14 protein-coding genes and 2 pseudogenes are annotated in these 17459 nt (G+C 62.1%); 8 read left to right on the forward strand and 8 right to left on the reverse strand.

The features are described from left to right. Window positions 1-107: 107 nt before the first annotated feature. The 3 genes from ACTG2T_RS18665 to ACTG2T_RS18675 all read left to right on the forward strand — a co-directional run bounded on the left by ACTG2T_RS18665 (window position 108) and on the right by ACTG2T_RS18675 (window position 3364). Complete coding sequence (locus ACTG2T_RS18665) at window positions 108-1223, forward strand: ATP-NAD kinase family protein (RefSeq protein WP_236396902.1); 1116 nt, start codon at window positions 108-110, stop codon at window positions 1221-1223. 99 nt (window positions 1224-1322) lie between these two features. Continuing rightward, window positions 1323-1601, forward strand: a complete 279-nt coding sequence (locus tag ACTG2T_RS18670; RefSeq protein WP_005333639.1) for a YfcL family protein — start codon at window positions 1323-1325, stop codon at window positions 1599-1601. Window positions 1602-1699: 98 nt separating this feature from the next. Next, window positions 1700-3364, forward strand: a complete 1665-nt coding sequence (locus ACTG2T_RS18675; RefSeq protein WP_330124548.1) for an AMP-binding protein — start codon at window positions 1700-1702, stop codon at window positions 3362-3364. An 87-nt stretch (window positions 3365-3451) separates the two neighbouring features. On the opposite strand, the gene ACTG2T_RS18680 is transcribed toward ACTG2T_RS18675, so the two are convergent. The 3 genes from ACTG2T_RS18680 to ACTG2T_RS18690 all read right to left on the reverse strand — a co-directional run bounded on the left by ACTG2T_RS18680 (window position 3452) and on the right by ACTG2T_RS18690 (window position 6855). Then, on the reverse strand, window positions 3452-4615 hold the full coding sequence (locus tag ACTG2T_RS18680) for a trans-sulfuration enzyme family protein (RefSeq protein ID WP_330124549.1): 1164 nt from the start codon (window positions 4613-4615) through the stop codon (window positions 3452-3454). Between the two features lie 132 nt (window positions 4616-4747). Beyond that, window positions 4748-5791 carry an isopenicillin N synthase family dioxygenase gene (locus ACTG2T_RS18685; protein WP_330124550.1) on the reverse strand — a complete coding sequence of 348 codons (1044 nt, stop codon included), beginning with the start codon at window positions 5789-5791 and terminating at the stop codon, window positions 4748-4750. Between the two features lie 425 nt (window positions 5792-6216). Further along, window positions 6217-6855: an NAD(P)-dependent oxidoreductase gene (locus tag ACTG2T_RS18690; protein WP_330124551.1), complete on the reverse strand. Its 639-nt coding sequence runs from the start codon at window positions 6853-6855 to the stop codon at window positions 6217-6219. Between the two features lie 101 nt (window positions 6856-6956). Here ACTG2T_RS18690 and ACTG2T_RS18695 point away from each other — a divergent pair, with 101 nt between their 5' ends. After that, on the forward strand, window positions 6957-7847 hold the full coding sequence (locus tag ACTG2T_RS18695; protein WP_005361146.1) for a LysR family transcriptional regulator: 891 nt from the start codon (window positions 6957-6959) through the stop codon (window positions 7845-7847). 124 nt (window positions 7848-7971) lie between these two features. On the opposite strand, the gene ACTG2T_RS18700 is transcribed toward ACTG2T_RS18695, so the two are convergent. From ACTG2T_RS18700 to ACTG2T_RS18715, 4 genes are all read right to left on the reverse strand, one after another. Further along, window positions 7972-8874: a LysR family transcriptional regulator gene (locus ACTG2T_RS18700; protein WP_330124552.1), complete on the reverse strand. Its 903-nt coding sequence runs from the start codon at window positions 8872-8874 to the stop codon at window positions 7972-7974. A gap of 100 nt (window positions 8875-8974) precedes the next feature. After that, the gene (locus ACTG2T_RS18705; protein ID WP_330124553.1) at window positions 8975-10234 is read right to left on the reverse strand and encodes an MFS transporter; all 1260 of its coding nucleotides are present in this window, start codon (window positions 10232-10234) and stop codon (window positions 8975-8977) included. Then, a complete protein-coding gene (locus ACTG2T_RS18710; protein ID WP_158109227.1) occupies window positions 10231-11130 on the reverse strand; it encodes a pirin family protein in 900 nt (299 codons plus the stop codon). The genes ACTG2T_RS18705 and ACTG2T_RS18710 overlap by 4 nt, the downstream gene beginning before the upstream one ends. Before the next feature lie 59 nt (window positions 11131-11189). Next, window positions 11190-11927 carry an isochorismatase family protein gene (locus ACTG2T_RS18715; RefSeq protein ID WP_041210334.1) on the reverse strand — a complete coding sequence of 246 codons (738 nt, stop codon included), beginning with the start codon at window positions 11925-11927 and terminating at the stop codon, window positions 11190-11192. A gap of 192 nt (window positions 11928-12119) precedes the next feature. Between ACTG2T_RS18715 and ACTG2T_RS18720 the strand changes: the two are divergent. Together ACTG2T_RS18720 and ACTG2T_RS18725 are read left to right on the forward strand one after the other, a co-directional pair. Then, window positions 12120-12307 (forward strand): annotated as a pseudogene (locus ACTG2T_RS18720) (LysR family transcriptional regulator); the annotation flags it as partial. A 12-nt stretch (window positions 12308-12319) separates the two neighbouring features. Next, window positions 12320-13054 carry a substrate binding domain-containing protein gene (locus ACTG2T_RS18725; protein ID WP_439973826.1) on the forward strand — a complete coding sequence of 245 codons (735 nt, stop codon included), beginning with the start codon at window positions 12320-12322 and terminating at the stop codon, window positions 13052-13054. Window positions 13055-13060: 6 nt separating this feature from the next. On the opposite strand, the gene ACTG2T_RS18730 is transcribed toward ACTG2T_RS18725, so the two are convergent. Then, window positions 13061-13969, reverse strand: a complete 909-nt coding sequence (locus tag ACTG2T_RS18730) for a LysR substrate-binding domain-containing protein (protein WP_330124555.1) — start codon at window positions 13967-13969, stop codon at window positions 13061-13063. Window positions 13970-14246: 277 nt separating this feature from the next. Between ACTG2T_RS18730 and metE the strand changes: the two genes are divergently transcribed. After that, window positions 14247-16511, forward strand: a complete 2265-nt coding sequence (metE, locus tag ACTG2T_RS18735; protein ID WP_330124556.1) for a 5-methyltetrahydropteroyltriglutamate--homocysteine S-methyltransferase — start codon at window positions 14247-14249, stop codon at window positions 16509-16511. Between the two features lie 176 nt (window positions 16512-16687). After that, window positions 16688-17433 (forward strand): annotated as a pseudogene (locus tag ACTG2T_RS18740) (substrate-binding periplasmic protein). Window positions 17434-17459 lie beyond the last annotated feature (26 nt).

The raw sequence follows: 17459 nt of genomic DNA on the forward strand, positions 1-17459 counted from the left end.
TTGAAAATTGGTTGGAAAATTGAAGCAGCGCATTCTAGCAGGGGCGCCACTGCTTGTCCCAGAGGGGGGAAAAGATAAAAATGGTGGCCATCGCAAGGGAGGCTGGCATGTTTCGATTAGGGTTCATCATTAATCCGGTCGCCGGGATTGGCGGCGCAGTGGGGCTCAAGGGCAGTGACGGCGTGGTAGCCGAGGCGCTTGCCCGTGGTGCCGTGCCCAAAGCGCAGGAGCGGGCGCGGCAAGCTCTGTTGCCACTGTGCGAGTTGAATGTCCCGTTCGAACTGCTGACGGTGGCGGGAGAGATGGGGGAGGCGGTGGCTCGCGAGCTGGGGTTGCCCTGTCGGGTCATCTATCAACCGGTCGGGGAGAGCACCTCGGCCGATGATACCCGCCACGCCGCCGGGCTGATGCGCGAAGCCGGGGTCGATCTGCTGCTGTTTGCCGGTGGCGATGGCACGGCGCGGGATATCTGCGCCGCGGTGGGGGAGTCCTGCCATGTGCTCGGCATTCCCGCGGGGTGCAAGATCCACTCCGGCGTCTACGGGGTGACGCCTGCCGCCAGCGGGCGGGTGGTGGCGCGGATGATCGCAGGGGAACTGCTCAGCCTGATCGATGCCGAGGTGCGCGACATCGACGAGGAGGCGTTTCGCGCGGGCAAGGTGCGGGCCCGCCACTACGGCCAGCTGAAGGTGCCCGGTGATCTGCGTTACGTACAGGCGGTAAAACAGGGGGGCAAGGAGTCCGAAGAGCTGGTGTTGGCGGATCTCGCCGCCGGTGTGGTGGAGCAGATGGAGCCCGATACCCTCTATCTGATGGGCTCCGGCAGCACGGTGGCAGCCTGTATGGCAGAGCTCGGTCTGGAAAATACTTTGCTCGGTGTGGATCTGGTGGAAAATGGCCGACTTATCGGGCAGGATCTCAGCGCCGCCGAGATCCTGACCCGGATCCGCGGCCGTCGCTGCCGACTGATCATTACCCTGATAGGCGGACAGGGACATCTGTTCGGGCGCGGAAATCAGCAATTGAGTCCAGAGGTGATTCGGTGTGTCGGGCTGGACAATATCCAGGTGCTGGCAACCAAAGCCAAGCTTGCCGCCCTTGCGGGCAGGCCGCTGCTGGTGGACACCGATGATCCCGAATTAAACCGGGCGTTGCGTGGTTATCTGCGAATAACCACGGGATACAAGGATCAGGTCATCTACCCGGTGGCCAACCCGGAATAGGACGCCAAGGACGCTGCTGGCCTGGCGCCAGAGAGCTGCAATCAACCGGATTGCGGTTCCATACCCCCGAATTTTTTGCCGCAAATGAGGCTGCGTTACATGACGATTCACGATTTTGAGCACAAGTTGTTGGGACTGATCGACAGCATGGTTGCTACCGCGACCGATGATGAGCTGTTTGCGGGGGGTTACCTGCGAGGTCATATCTCATTGGCGGTTGCCCGGGCCGAGCTGGAAGGCAAGACCCTGGTGCGGGACGTCAAGAGCTATGTGCTGCGCAGCCTCAACGAGGCGATCTTGCAAGGTGAGCTTTCTGAAGAGGATGAAAAGCTGGTGCAGGCGATGTGGAGTCGTTTGCAACAAGACGCAGAAGCTTGATCGGATACACAATTCAAACTGAAGTTTGAGTTTATCCTTCCCCTGAAGTTAGTGAAAGGTTAATAATAAGTTTCTCCTTTTGTTTCAGGGATTAAACTATGGCCTCCTCCTCACGCATTGCCAATAAACTGCCGCTCGAGATGCTCTATCACTGGGAGCGGCAGTGTCCTGATCGAACCTACCTGCGTCAAACCATCAACCGCGAATATGTCGATTTCACCTGGGGTGAAGTGGCCGATGAAGCGCGGCGAATGGTGACGGCCTTGCGTCACCTCGGTCTGGTGGCCGGTGACAAGGTGGCGCTGCTCTCCAAGAACTGCGCCCAGTGGTTTATCGCCGATCTGGCGATGCAGATGGGGCAGTATGTGAGCGTGCCCATCTACCCGACTGCCAACGTCGACACCATCGAATATGTGCTGCGCCACAGCGAGGCCAAGGCGATCTTCGTCGGCAAGCTGGATGACTGGAAGAGTCAGGAGGCGGGCGTACCCGCCGATCTGCTGCGCATCGCCTTCCCCTATGACACCATGCCGGCCAGCCACCAGTGGGACGATCTGCTGGAGGCGCATGAGCCGATCCCTGACAGCCCGGTGCAGGCCCCTGACTCCCTGCTGAGTCTGGTCTACACCTCCGGCAGTACCGGCAAGCCGAAAGGGGCCATGCTGAGCGTTGAGCGTTACGCCTGGTCGTGCGAGAAGCTGGTGGAGACGGTGAGCCTGAGCCAGGCCGATCGGGGCTTCTCCTACCTGCCGCTGGCCCACATTACCGAGCGGGTCTACATCTACGGCGGCAGCCTCTATGGCGGTGCTACCATCGCGTTCCCCGAATCCCTCGACACCTTTATCGAAGATGTCAAACGCTGCCGTCCCACCGTCTTTATCTCGGTGCCACGGCTGTGGGCCATGTTCCGCATCAAGATCCACGAGAAGCTGCCCCAGAACAAACTGGCGTTGCTGCTCAAGATCCCGCTTATCTCCGGCCTTATCAAACGCAAGCTGCAAAAGGGGCTGGGGCTGGATCAGGCACGGGTACTCGGCTGCGGCTCCGCGCCTGTCTCCCCTGCGCTGCTTGAGTGGTATCTGAGCATCGGCCTCAAGGTGACTGAAGCCTGGGGTATGACCGAGAACCACGCCTACTCCACCATCAACTACCCATTCCGCGCCGACAAGATCGGCACCGTCGGCAAGGCGGGGATCGGGGTGACCATCAAGATCTCCGACGAGGGGGAGATCCTCTGCCGCTGCGAAGGGATGATGCTGGGTTACTACAAGGATCCCGAGCACAGCGCCGAGGCCATCGATGCCGAGGGGTGGCTGCACACCGGTGACATGGGCAAGCTGGACAAGGAGGGTTATCTCACCATCACCGGTCGGATGAAGGATGTGTTCAAGACCGCCAAGGGCAAGTATGTGGCGCCGGTGCCCATCGAAGGGATGCTGGGGCAGGAGCCCATTATCGAACAGCTCTGCGTGATTGGTTATGGCATGCCCCAGCCTGTCGCGCTGGTGCAGCTGGCCGAGAGCGCAGCCAAAGGAAATCGGGATGAGGTCGTGGCCAGACTGGAGGCTGCGCGGGTGCGGGTCAACGACCAGCTGGAGTCCCACGCCAAGATCCGCGGCATTCTGGTGGTGAAAACCCCCTGGAATATCGAGAATGGCGTGCTGACTCCCACCATGAAGATCAAGCGTCACCTGCTGGAGCAAAAATATGCCCATGTCGGGGAGCGCTGGCCCTCTTCGCAAGTGGTGGTGTGGGAGGAGTAAATCCCCCATTTTCCACATCGCGACAAACAACAACGGCCCTTGATGGGCCGTTGTTGTGTTTGGGGGTTATCACTCGCAGCTATGTGGCTAGATCTGCGCCAGCGCAGCAGCCAGATCGGCGATCAGGTCGTCCGCGTCTTCCACCCCGATACTGAAGCGGATGAGGTCGTCATTGACCCCGGCGGCGAGACGGCTCGCCTCGTCCATGGCGGCGTGAGTGGTACTGGCCGGATGGCAGGCAAGACTCTCCAAATCGCCCAGACTTACCGCCTGCACGAACAGTTGCAGGTTGTCGAGCAGGGTGGCGCAGCGTTCAAACCCTCCTTCAAGTTCAATGCTCACCATGCCGCCAAAGCCGCTGGCGAAGGCGCCGAGGGCATCATGGCCCGGATGGTTGGCAAGCCCCGGGTAGATCACCTTCTTCACCGCCGGATGGGCGGCCAGAAACTCGGCCACTTTCTGGGCATTGTGCAGGTGGGCATCCATCCGCAGCGGCAGGGTTTTGACCCCGCGCTGCAGCAGGTAGGCCTCCTGCGGGCCGATGGGGGAGCCGATATGCTTGAGGGCCACGGTGCGGATCGATTTCATCAGGGCGTGAGAGCCTGCCACCACCCCGGCGATGATGTCGCCGTGGCCGCCCAGATATTTGGTGCCGCTGTGCATCACCACATCGACCCCGAGCTCCAGCGGGCGCAGCAGGTAGGGGGTGAGGAAGGTGTTGTCACACACTGTGATGGCGCCCACTTTGCGGGCCGCTTCCACCACCAGTCGCGGATCCACCACCTTGAGGGTGGGGTTGGTCAGGGTTTCGAACAGTACCACCTTGGTAGCAGAGCGGATGTTGGCCAGCAGATCGTGATCGCTCTCGTAGGCGGTGACCTTGATGCCGGCGCGGCTGAAGGTCTGCTTGAGGAACGCGTCGGTACCGCCGTAGAGCGGGCCGATATAGGCTACCTCATCACCGCTGTCGGCCAGGGCATACATGATGGAGCTCACCGCCGCCATGCCGCTCGCCACCACCAGCGCTTCGTCGGCACCTTCCAGCGCCGCCAGCTTCTGCTCCAGCTCGGCGGTGGTAGGGTTGCCAAAGCGGCTGTAGATAAAGCCGGGGGCTTGACCTGCAAAACGCTCCTTGCCCGCCTGGGCGTTGAAGTAGCTGAAGGTGCTGCTCTGGTAGAGCGGGGTGGTGAGGGCGCCGGTCTGGGGGTCGATCCGCTGGCCGCTGTGTACGCTCATGGTCTTGAATTTCATCGTGTTGCTCCGTGATGGCCAGGCTCTGGCCATGACTTGTTTTGTTGTTCGTTGCTTGTTGTTTTTGTCAGCGCGGGTATGTGCACGTGGCTGTGGCTTATGCATATACCTGCCGGCGGATCTCTGCGCTGTTCAGGCCGTTATCGCTTCGCTATCAGTGCGCGGGAGGCGAGCTGGTTCCACCGGCCCATAGTGACGCGCCGCCACATCCGGGTGGGAGCGCAGCCGCCCTTTCAGCACATTCTCCCCCACCTGATAGAAGAGCGGGTTGGTCGGGTCACTCTCCGGCCCTTGCGCCTGCGCTGCCAGCGCGGGGGAGAGGCTGAGCAGCGGCACGGTGGCATCGAGCCGCGCCGCCATAAAGAAGGCGCAGGAGAGGCGCGAGACGCCGGGCGGCGGGCTCACCACCCGATGCAGGGTCGCCTTGAGATAGCCGTTGGAGGCCAGCTCCAGCAGCTCGCCGATATTGACCACCAGCGCCCCCGGCAGGGGCGGTGCGGAGATCCAGCCGTCGGCCGTCTCGATCTCAAGCCCCGAGTGATTGTCCTGCATCACCAGCGTCAGGTAGCCAGGATCCTTGTGGGCGCCGACCCCCTGACTGCTGCCACCCGCCTCTTGCCCCGGGTAGTGAATGAGCTTCATGTGTTGGTAGGGGGCGCCGCGAATACTGTCGTCAAACACGTTGGCCGGTTGCTCCAGCACCTCGGCGAAGGCAGCGAGCAGGGTGAGGGTGATATCGCTCAGCCGCTCCTGCCACGCCAGCAGATGAGCTTTCATCTCTGGCAAGGCGGCCGGCCACTGGTTGGGGCCGATCAGCTGCTGCCAGGGTTCACGGATCTGCGCCACAGGCAGAGCCTGCGCCTCATTCATGATATCGAACTGCTCTCGCAGATCCGGCCGCTGGCGGGTCAGCTCGGCACCGACCCGGTTGTAGCCGCGAAAGTGGGGGCTGTTGACCATCTGCACCGTCAGCTTCTCCTGCTCCGGCAGGGCAAAGAAGCGCTCTGCCAGCGCCAGAGTCTCTAGCATCTCAACTTTGCTCAAGCCGTGGCCGACCAGATAGAAAAAGCCCACATCGCGGGCGGCCGCGGCCAGCCTGGCCAGCATAGGGCGACGTACCTCGGGCGCCCCGTTGAGGGCAGCCAGATCGATGATCGGCAGTGGTGAATGTTCCATGTGCACCTCCTCACTCTTTCGTTATCTCTGGCGCCATCTCTTGCATTGCCTCCGCTGTTGGCAGACCTGATAAGCGGCGAACGGGATGGCGCGACAGTGTGGCGCCATCTGGGATAAAGGGGATGCTACTGTTCGGTGTTATAAGACGGAAACAACAAATTATTCTTAGTTATATACAAAATTCGAAATGGAATTCGGCGCCTGATGGGCTGAAGGTTTTTTGCGCAGCCATTGCGGGGTAAAGGGGCAACGATGAGGGGGAGAGTGATAACCAGAAGCAAGCTACCAGCGGCAAAAATGACCAAAACAGAAAATGGCCAAAACAGAAGGGAGGCGGATGCCTCCCTTCTGGTTGAGCGGGTGTTCACCTGACCGAAAGCACAGGCGAGTGACCGTGCATTCTGGCCTTAACCGATTGCTGGCTCTCAGTAACCCAGGGTAAAGCGCTGGCGCTGGTGAGCCGGTTTTTCCACCTCGTTCAGCACACCGTCAGCCAGATCACCGGCGGTGATCCCGGCAGGCTGTTCGCCGCTAAAGAGCACCTGATCGCCACCAATCCGATAGCCGCCGCGCTTCTCGCCCGGTTCGAGGAACACCGGGGGAGAGACAAAGCGCCAGTCGAGGGTGGTTTCATGACGCAGGGCGGTGAGACCGTCGCGGGCCGCCAGCGCCCCCTGTTTCCACTCGGCCGGAAACTCAGGGGTATCCACCAGTTGCACGCCGGGGGCAACCTCCAGACTGCCGGCGCCACCTACTACCAGCAGCCAGCTGTTGGCCGCTTTGGCTGCTGCGACGATCGCGTTGGCGCCCTTGAGGTACTGGTCGTAGATATCCGGTGTGGTCCAGCCCGGGTTGTAGGCGCTGATCACCCGATCGTGCCCCTTGAGCACCTCGGCCAATGCCTGCGGGTTTTGGGCATCTACCGCCACGGCGGTGACCTGCGGATGGGCGGCCACCTTGCTGACATCGCGGACGATGGCGGTGACGTGATGGCCGCGGCTGACGGCCTCGTTCAGGATGGCTGAACCGACAAAACCGCTGGCACCGATCAGGGCAATCTTCATGGGGAACTCTCCTTCACTGTTGGAATGGGGCTATCCTACGCCGCCATTTATGATTTAATAATCACCTCAAAAATGCATTCACTTATAAGCTGGATTTAATAATGGAACAGCTCAGACGTTACGCCATCTTCGCCGCCGTGGTGGAAGCGGGCAGCATGACAGGGGCGGCCAAATCCCTTGGCATGACCCCCTCCGCCGTCAGTCAGCATATCAGTCAGCTGGAGAGCCTGCTCGGACTGCCCCTGCTCCATCGCTCCACCCGTCGTCTCAGTCTGACCGAGGCGGGAGAGGTGGTGTGGCAAGGGTGTCGGGCGTTGCAGCAGACTCTGAGCGAGACCGAGCTGCGCCTCTCGGAGGTGCGCGACGCCCTGCTCGGGGAAGTGCGGATCACTGCCCCGGTGGGGATGGCGGGCCAGCCGCTGGCTCTGGCCCTCTCGCCGCTGTTGCAGGCCCATCCCGGCCTCACCATCCAGATCATCGCCGACGACGAGAAGCGGGATCTGATTGCCGAGCGGATCGACGTGGCGCTGCGGGTCGGCACCTTGCCTGACTCGACCCTGGTGGCCCGCAAACTGGGGCAAACCCGGATGCTGCTCTGCGCCGCCCCCGCCTATCTGGCGCGCAAGGGGACGCCGCGCACGCCCGCCGATCTGGCCACCCACGACTGGCTTTGCGGCGACATGCTGGGCAACGGTTTGCTGCTGCAGGATGAAAAGGGGGGCGAGCACAGGGTGAGGTTCAAGGCCAAGGTGCTCTGCAATAACGTGTTGCCCCTACGCCAGTTTGCGCTGGCGGGGCAGGGGATCTCGCTACAACCGGAGGGAGAAATTGGCGAGGATCTGGCGCAGGGGCGTCTGCTCGAACTGTTGCCCGGTTTTCGGGTGGCGCCGATGGAGATCCACGCCATCACGCCGCAGCGGGAGATCCCGGAGAAGGTGCGGCGGGTGGTGGAGGCGCTGCGCAGCTATTTCGGCACGACGATGTCGTCATGAGCTGCGCCTTAATGGTTGAGAAAAGCCCCCCGATTATCCTGAAGGGGAATTATCCATAAGGCGATTTGTCGAGAAGAGCGATAGCCCGGATGAGGAGATGGGCATGCTTGACTGTTAAGCATACTTAAAACGAACTGACGGCCCGCACCTGATCTTTGAGCCAATTAAGCCCGGTATCCTGACCGGAGCTCTTGTACCAACTCATGTAGACGGGGCAATCCTCCGAGAGCCAGGGGAGGGGATAGCTGGCCAGATCCAGTGCCTGCCCCAGCTTCTCCATGTGCCACTGGCTGGCGACGCAGAGCCAGTCGGTACGGCTCACCAGATGAAGGGCGGTGAGCAGGGAGTCGCTCTCGTAGGCAATCTGGCGCGGCGGCAGCGGCGCCTTGGTCAGGGTGTTGAGCAGCAAGCTGTCGAGCCGCCTGGTTTGCAATACCACGTGCTTTTCGTTGAAGAAGGTGGCCATGTCGGGGGCTTGGCGGATCCTGGGGTGATCCTTTCGGCAGGCGATGCGCAGGGCCTGGGACATGATCTGCTCGTTTTCGATCCCCTGCTCCGCCATCGGCTTGGTGGCCAGCACCAGATCCACGCTGTGCAGATAGAGGCTGTTCTGGCGCAGGGCTTCGTCCTGGACCTGGGTGTTCCACTCCAGCTGACAGTTGGGTGCTTGGGTCTGCAGCAGGTTGTTGAGCTCCGGCAGGAAGAAGATATCGATATCGGGCACCCCCGCGATGCGAAAGGTGCGCCGACTGGTCTGGGGATCAAAGAGATCGGTGCGCTGCAGGCTGCGCTCCATGTCGTGCAGCGGCACCATGATCTCGTGGTGCAGACTGAGCGCTCGCGCCGTGGGGGTGATGCCGCGTCCCTGGCGGACAAACAGCGGCTCGCCCACCAGGGTGGTCAGGCGGCTGATGGCCTGGCTGATGGCCGAGGGGGTCATTTCCATCATCTCGGCGGCTGTGGTGACACCACCATAGCGGATCACCGCATCGAGGACGCGAAAGAGATTGAGATCGACTTGAGACATGGTGGCTACCGTTAAGCAAAATTAAACAGTTAACATACTGAACAGCCTCTTGTCCGGCCAGCATTCCCTGCGGTAACTGTGATGTTTCCCTCTCTATTCGTCATCTTCCATCATGCCGCGAATGCGATCGAGCCTGTTTTGCAGTCATGCTTGAGTCTGGCAGGTGGCTCGCGGCATAGAGCAGCGCGACCAGCAGCAATCCGCCCAGAAAGAGCCAGCGAGCGTTCCCCCATTGGCCGTTGTCCGTCATCAGGGCCGCCAGCAACAGGGGGCCAAGCAGCTGACCGAGGTTGGCGAGCTGGACAAAAAAGCCCTGCACGATGGCCAGTTGTACCGGCCCCTGACTCACTCCCTGTGCTGACGAGAGGATAGCCGGCGGCGCCATGCCACCCGCCAGGGAGAGGACGAGGCACATTCCATAGGCCCACCACGGCGACAGGCCGGGCCAGAAGGCGAGCATGCCGCACAGCGCCATCAGACCCAGTGCCCAGCTGATGAGCCGATCTCGCGCCATGCCCCTGCGCAGCAGCCATGCCCCCAGCAGGTTGCCGGGAATATTGGCGACCACCGCCAGCGCCGAGAGCAGGGCGATCTGGCTTTGGCCAATCCCGGGAGTGCCTTGCAACATGGTTGGCAGCCAGACAAAGAGCGCCCATAGCATCAGGCTGTAGAGCGTGAACGCCAACCCGTAGCGCCAGAGTGCCTTCTGCCGGAGCACCGTGAGTTGGCGCAGCGGGTGGCCCGAGTTGATCGAGTTTTGGGGTGCCCCTCCCCGCAGTTTATCTGCCGAGCGACTGGCGAGCAGAAGCAGCAGGGCAGAGAGTTGTGGGATCATCAGGATCAGCCAGGCCAGTCGCCAGCCACCTTGCGCCGTGAGCCAGGGGGTGAGCAGCATACCCGCCGCCGCCCCGAGAGGCAGGTTGACCGCCCACAGGCTTATGGCCAGCCGTTTATCCTCCTCCCGGGTCACCGCCACGATAAAGGCGGGCATGGCCACTGAGACCAGCAAAAAGCCAATCCCCTCGACAATGCGCGACAGCAGCATCATGGCCAGCCCGGTGGCGGGCAGTGCCAACGCCCCGCCTGTGGCGATAACCAAAAGCCCCACAACCCCGGTTTGCCGCCCACTCCAGCGAGTCAGCAGCAGGCCGAGAAAGAGGCTGAAGAGGATCGCCAGCGTATTGAAGGCCGAGGCGAGATAGCTGGCTTCGACCAGTGTCAGCCCCAGCTCGTTGCGCAGTATGCCGAGTACGGCGGGCACTTTGCCAAGGCAGAGGGCGCCGCTGGCACCGGCAAAAATGGCGAGGAAGACCAGAGGCCAACAGGTTCTTTGTGGCTGGTGGCCAGCGAGCGTGTTCATGGCTGAGATTGGCCGTTGTGCAGCCACTCATCGCTGAGCTGGCCAAATTCGCCGCGTTGATAGGCATGCAGCCGATCTGCAATGGCGTCGTGGCTGTTCATGACGAAGGGACCATGTTTGACCAGGGGTTCATTGAGTGCCTGGCCTGAGAGCAGCACGAAGTGGCAGGGCTCGGTGGCCTCCAGTTGCAGAGCCACCGCCTCGCCGCCATCGGCAGAGAGGCTGACCCCCATCCCGTGACCTGCCGGGATGAGGCGCCGCTCTCCCTCCGCCTGCAGGGTCAGCGATCCGGTCAGGGGATAGATCATCGCATTCCAGCCTGCCGCCAGCAGATGGGTGAAGCGGCTGCCGGGCGCGCAATGGCTATCGAGCAGGGTAAAGGGTTGGGGCAGCTCTGCCGAGTGTGGTGCCGTTATCCCGTTGCTGTGGCCTGCGACCACCCGTACTCGCACCCCTTCGCCATGAAACTCGGGGATGGTGGCAGCGGCTGCGTGGACGGCAAAAGGCGACATCATCTTTTGACGGGCAGGCAGGTTGACGAAGATCTGCAGGGCGTGGACATAGGGCGATTCCCCCTCCGGCTGCTCGGTATGCACGGCCCCGCGCCCGGCCGCCAGCCAGTGGAGCGCGCCCGGTTCGATGGGGCCCTGATTGCCGAGGGTGTCGTAGTTGACGTGGGAGCTCGTCGAATCCTCGAACAGATAGGTGACGGCAGAGATCCCGGCATGGGGATGGGGCTCGAAGGTGGGGGCGGTCATCTGGAAGTGATCCACCATCACCACGGGGTCTATCAGACCGTTGAAAAAGTGTTCGCCAAAATGGCTGGCTGCAAAGCCGCTGCCAATGCGCAGCGGTTGGCCCTTGACGGGGGCGGAGAGAGTCAGGCGTCTGGTCATCGATATAACCTCTTGAAGATAAAAGATGCCTTCGGTCATCTGACCGAAGGCGGGGCGAGTTACGACTTCTTGGCACCCTCTTGCATCTGCCACACCAGGGTGGCGAAAGGCATGTCGAGGGCGCTGTAGACATCGTGCGCCTTGGGGTCGACGTTGCTGCGCAGCATCTCGACCGCGGCGGAGGCGTAGTCGGTGACCGGGATACCGGCCCCCAGCAAGCGTTGCAGCCCAGTGGTGCGCTTGGCTTCGTTGAAGGTGCCGGAGGCATCGAGCACCACCCGGGCATCATAGCCGGCAGCCTTGGCAGAGAGGGCCGGGAAGCTGGCGCAGATCTCGAGGGATACCCCGGCGATGATCAGTTGTTTGCGGCCGGTCTTCTCAATGGCGGCGCGCACGGCGGGATCGTCCCAGGCGTTGATGACGGTGCGGTTGATCACCTTCACATCCGGCAGGGCACTGGTTAGTTCGGGCATGGTGGGGCCCCACATACCATCGGGCATGGTAGCGGTCACGATCACCGGCACGCCGAGGGCGCGGGCGGCGTTGGCCAGCGCCACCACGTTGTGCTTGAGCTCGCCCACCGTGGTGTCGCGCACGCCGCTCAGCAAGCCGACCTGATGGTCGACCAGCAGCAGTACCGCATTGTCTCGGGAGAGCATCTCCAGATAGCGGTTGGGTGATACGGTCGGATGGCTGGCAGCCTCGGCGGCCATGGCCGGTGTTGCTGTGGTGGCCAGCGTGGCGGTCAGGGTCGCCAGACCGAGCAGGGTGGCAGAGCAGATTTGTCGCAGTTTCATGGTGAACTCCTTGTGATATCGGAACAGTCAAACGGCCCTTGCTGGTGGGGCGGATTGCCCGCGCAGCAACCGTTTGATGGGGACAGGGCCATTATGATGGCTGCAAAAATAGCGACAATCTGGTGAAATAGGTTCTTATCGTTCCATCAATAGAACGATGTGAATGCACCTCACCCTGACCAAGGCTGCCCGATGACACCACTGGAACTTGATTTGAATGATCTCTATCTCTTCACCCATGTGGTGCAGCGACAGGGATTCACTGCCGCCGCGCGGGCGCTTGGCGTACCCAAGTCGCGGATCTCGCGCGGATCCGGCTGCTGGAGGAGCGGCTGGATACCCGGCTGCTGCAACGTACCTCGCGCCAACTCAGCCTGACCGATGCCGGTGAGGTGCTCTATCGCCACTGTCAGGCGATGCTGGCCGAAGCGCAGGCCGGAGAGGCGGCTGTGCGGCAACGGCAGCATGAGCCGAGCGGTCTGGTGCGGATCAGCGTGCCCATTACCATTGCCGATGCGCTGCTTGCCCGCTTGTTGCCCGTTTTTATGGCGCAATACCCCAAGGTGAGGCTCACCGTGCAAGCCAGCAATCGGCAGGTGGATCTGCTGGAGGAGGGGCTGGATGTGGTGATCCGCGGGGTGGCCTTCGAGCAGCCCCCCTCCAGCCTGGTTCAGGTGCCGCTCTGTACGGTGCAGTGGGGCGTACTGGCGACCCCGGCGTGGCTCTCGCGCCACAATGCGCTGGCGCATCCACGCCAGCTGGAAGGAGAGGATGCCCTGCTTTTCAGCTCGCTGGAGCGTCAGGCCGATCTGTTGCGGCTGCGGCACGATAGCGGGGAGAGTGAGGAGGTGGCGGTCAATGTGCTGCTGCGCAGCGACAATGTGCAAACCCTCAAACAGGCGGCGCTGGCGGGGCTCGGGATGGTGGGCTTGCCACTTTACGCCTGCGTGAATGAGCTGGCGGATGGGCGGCTGCAACAACTGCTGCCCGAGTGGCGTCCCAAAGATGGCAAGCTGGTGATGCTCTATCCCGCGCGGCGCGGTCTGTCACCGGCGGTCAGGGCCCTCATCGACTTTATCAAGGTGAAGTTGCCTGCACTGCTGGCAGAGGTCGGTCAGCCACGCTGAGGAGGGCTATCCCTCCATCTTGCGGCGAATGCGCTCGAACAGGCTCTGCAGGCAGGCTTGATCCCGATCGGCGGCCCGCACCGCGCCATACATATGGCGACGAATACCGCTCCCTAGGGGGCGGGCGCAGAGCATCCCCTGTCTGACAAACTCGTCGCTGGCCCAGCGCGGCAGGGCGGCGACGCCGAGTCCTGCGGCGGCCATCTGCAGCATCACAGAGGTGTTGTCCACCGGCTTGCAGCGGGCGGGCTCCACCTCGGCGGGTTGCAAAAAGCGGCTGAAAATATCCATGCGGCTGCGCTCCACCGGATAGACCAGCAGCACCTCCGGCCCCAGATCGCCTGGCTCAATGCGGCTCTGGTGGCAGAGGGGATGATCCGGCGCCATCACCAGAGTCAGATCGAAGGCAAACAGCGGCTCGAAGTGGAGATCGCCACGGGCCTGTACGTCCGAGGTGAGCAGCAAATCGAGCTGGCCGCCGAGCAGGGCATTGATGGCATCAAAGCCCGGCACCGACTCCACCTCCAGATCCACCCCTGGCCACTGGCGGCGAAATTCCGGCAACAGCGGCAGCAGCCACTGGATGCAGCTGTGGCAATCGAGCGCCAGATGCAGCCTGCCCGCATCGCCGCTCTGCAGGGCCTGCAACTGTTTCTCGGTCTGGGCCAGGGCGGGCAGTACCTGACGGGCGAGGGCGAGCAGCTGGCTGCCGGCGGCGGTCAGCACCAGCGGGCGGCTTTTGCGCAGGTAGAGCTCCAGATTGAGGCGGGTCTCCAGCTCTTTGAGCTGGTGGGAGAGGGCGGACTGGGTGAGGTTGAGGGTCAGCGCCGCACCGGCCAGCGAGCCCTGCTCGGCCAGTGCGGTCAATGTTTTCAAGTGTTTGATCTCTATCCCTGCATTGCTTGGCACTGCCATAAGATGGCTCCTTGTGAGATTGCGTATGGCGCTGAGGTTGCGGCCGGCGGTTACCCTGCTGCGCTTCTTGACTCCGGCACCTCTTGCACCTGTAAACATCGGCCTCTGTATCCTCGCGGTGAACCTGATTGGCGGTCAGTTGAGGATTATTTGAGAGCCACTTGAAGAGGATTCAATAGCCAGCGTCACCTTATCTTGTCATTTTGGATGTGTAAACATCTGGATGGCTAAATCATCCAGTTTCCCATCAGATGAATGAGCATAAGGAAATGAACCTATGACACGAGCACACACCCTGGGCTTCCCCCGTATCGGCGCCAAGCGCGAGCTGAAATTTGCCCTCGAATCCTACTGGCGTGGCGAGACCACTCAGGCCGAACTCGTTGCCGTGGGCAAGACGCTGCGTGAGCGCCATTGGCAGGCCCAGCACGGCACCGGGGTCAATCTGCTGCCGGTGGGCGACTTTGCCTGGTACGATCAGGTGCTCGGTACCAGCCTGCTGGTGGATGCGGTGCCTGCCCGCCACCGCCATGGCGAGACCGATCTCGACACCCTGTTCCGGGTGGCCCGCGGCCGTGCGCCGACCGGCCCGGCGGCGGCCGCCGCCGAGATGACCAAATGGTTCAACACCAACTATCACTATCTGGTGCCGGAATTCAGCCGTGATCAGCGCTTCAAGCTGGGCTGGAGCCAGCTGTTTGACGAGGTGGAAGAGGCCAAAGCTCTGGGGCTGCCGGTCAAGGCGGTGCTGCTGGGACCGGTCTCTTATCTGTGGCTTGGCAAGGAGAAAGAGAGCGGCTTCTCCCGCCTTGAACTGCTCGATCGCCTGCTCATCGTCTATCAGGAGATCCTGGCCAAACTGGCCGCCCAAGGGGTGGAGTGGGTACAGATCGATGAACCTGCGCTGACGCTGGACCTGCCGGACGAGTGGCGGCTGGCCTACCTCAACGCCTACGAGCGCCTGAGCGGCCCCTGCAAGCTGCTGCTCACCACCTATTTCGGTTCGGTGGCCCATCAGCGCGACATCATCACCAGCCTCAAGGTAGATGGCCTGCATCTGGATCTGGTGGCCGCCCCCGAACAGCTGGAGACCCTGGTGCCGCATCTGCCCGCCCAGTGGGTCATCTCCGCCGGGGTGATCAACGGCCGCAACGTCTGGCGTGCCAATCTGGCCAAGCTGGCGCCGACTCTGAAGGCACTGAAAGCCAAACTCGGCGAGCGGCTCTGGGTGGCCTCATCCTGCTCATTGCTGCATAGCCCGGTGGATTTGACCCTGGAGCAGGAGCTGGATCCCCAGACCCGCAGCTGGTTCGCCTTCGCCTTGCAAAAATGTTTCGAGCTGGGACTGCTCAGAGAGTATCTGGATGGGGGCGAGCTCGACAAAATCACCGCCTACAGCCAGCCCATCGTGGATCGGGAGTCCGACAGCCGGGTGCACAAAAAAGCGGTGCAGTCACGGCTCGCCAGCCTCACCAACAGCGATTTTGATCGCCACAGCCCCTATCCGGTCAGGGCCGAGCTGCAGCGCTCGGATCTCAAGCTGCCGCTGCTGCCCACCACCACCATCGGCTCCTTCCCGCAGACCTCGCAGATCCGGGTGTTGCGGCAGGATTGGCGCGCTGGTCGCATCGATGACAGCGCCTACGAGGCGGGCATAAAGGCCGAGATCCGCGATGCCATCGCGCGTCAGGAGGCCATCGGGCTGGACGTGCTGGTACATGGCGAGGCCGAGCGCAATGACATGGTGGAGTATTTCGGTGAGCTGCTGGATGGCTTTGCCATCACCCGCTTCGGCTGGGTACAGAGCTATGGCTCACGCTGCGTCAAGCCGCCGGTGATCACCCGCGATATTGACCGCCCGACACCCATGACGCTCGAATGGACCCGATTTGCCCAGAGCCTGACCGACAAGCCGGTGAAGGGGATGCTGACTGGCCCTGTGACCATCCTCTGCTGGTCCTTCCCGCGCGAAGACGTGAGCCGCGAGCAATCTGCCCTGCAAATCGGGCTGGCCATTCGCGACGAGGTGGCAGATCTGGAAGCCGCTGGCATCAAGATCATCCAGATCGACGAACCGGCGATCCGCGAAGGCTTGCCCCTGCGCAAGCAAGATCATCAGGCCTATCTCGACTGGGCGGTGCGGGCCTTCCGTCTGAGTGCAAGCCCGGTGGCGGACAGCACCCAGATCCACACCCACATGTGCTACAGCGATTTCAACCTCATCATCGAGGCGGTGGCGGCGCTGGATGCGGATGTGATCACCATAGAGACCAGCCGCAGCCAGATGCAGCTGCTCGAAGCGTTCGAGCGCTTCAACTACCCCAACGAGATTGGCCCGGGCGTCTACGACATCCACTCGCCTAACGTGCCAAGCCAGAGCTGGATTGAGGGGTTGCTGCGCAAGGCTGCCAAACAGATCCCGGCCGAGCGGCTTTGGGTCAACCCGGATTGCGGCCTCAAGACCCGCGGCTGGGAAGAGACTGAGGCCGCCCTCAAGGTGATGGTCGATGCCACCAAGGCGCTGCGGGCCGAGCTGGCGTAACCGGCAAGGCGTGACCGCCATCGGTAAGGTGGTGTGCTGAAAAACGAATGAGAGAGGGGAAGCCACTGCTTCCTCCCTCTTTTTTCGTTGGCCACTTTTTCCACTGGATCCTGAACCTTGCCGCAGCCCGCTTTGCACTAGGCTCAGAGGTGGCAGAAGTGGATGGAGTCGCGGCCATGAGAGTCAGTCTGGGGAGCGCAATCCTGTGGGGATTGCTGATGTGGCAGAGTGTCTGGGCGGCGCCAGCGGCCGAGTTGAAGCTGGTCTACTTTGACGACTTTGCCCCATATTCGTGGCGTGACGAACAGGGCAAGATGCGCGGGCTGATGATCGACGTGATGGAGCGGGTGGCAGCGCACATGGGGCTGCGGGTGCGCCATGAAGGTTATCCGTGGCAACGGGCGCAAAAAATGGTGCGGATGGCGCAGGCCGATGGTTTTGTCACCATCGCTACCCGGGAGCGGCGCAGCTATACCCTGATTGTGGAAGAGCCGGTTACCACCACAGTGCTAACCATTTTTACCCAGCGCGCCCATCCCCGCATGGCGGAGTTTCAGCGAGCCAGCCGCTTGAGCGACTTCAAATCGCTTACCTTTCTCGACTATTTCGGTAACGGCTGGGGCAAGGAGAACCTGGCGGGCTTCACCGTTCATCACACCATCAATGTTGATAATGTCTTCAAAATGCTGGCGGCGCGTCGGGGGGATCTGATGGTGACCGACTGGTGGCACGCTTCAAACTCAACCAGCTGGGTCTCTCCGGGTTGGTGGTCGAGGTGCCGCTGCAGCTTGCCTCTACCCCGTTCAATCTCTGCATCGGCAAGCACTCCCGCTTCAATACCCGGATAACCGAGTTCAACCGTGCCCTGCAACAGTTGCGACAAAGCGGCGAGTTGGCGCGTATCGTCGAACGCTATCGTTGATGCGCGGCCGCCATCTGCTGTTTGCC

The sequence above is a fragment of the Aeromonas sp. 75A genome, assembly GCF_051919425.1.
In the GTDB taxonomy this organism is placed as follows: Bacteria; Pseudomonadota; Gammaproteobacteria; order Enterobacterales; family Aeromonadaceae; genus Aeromonas; species Aeromonas veronii.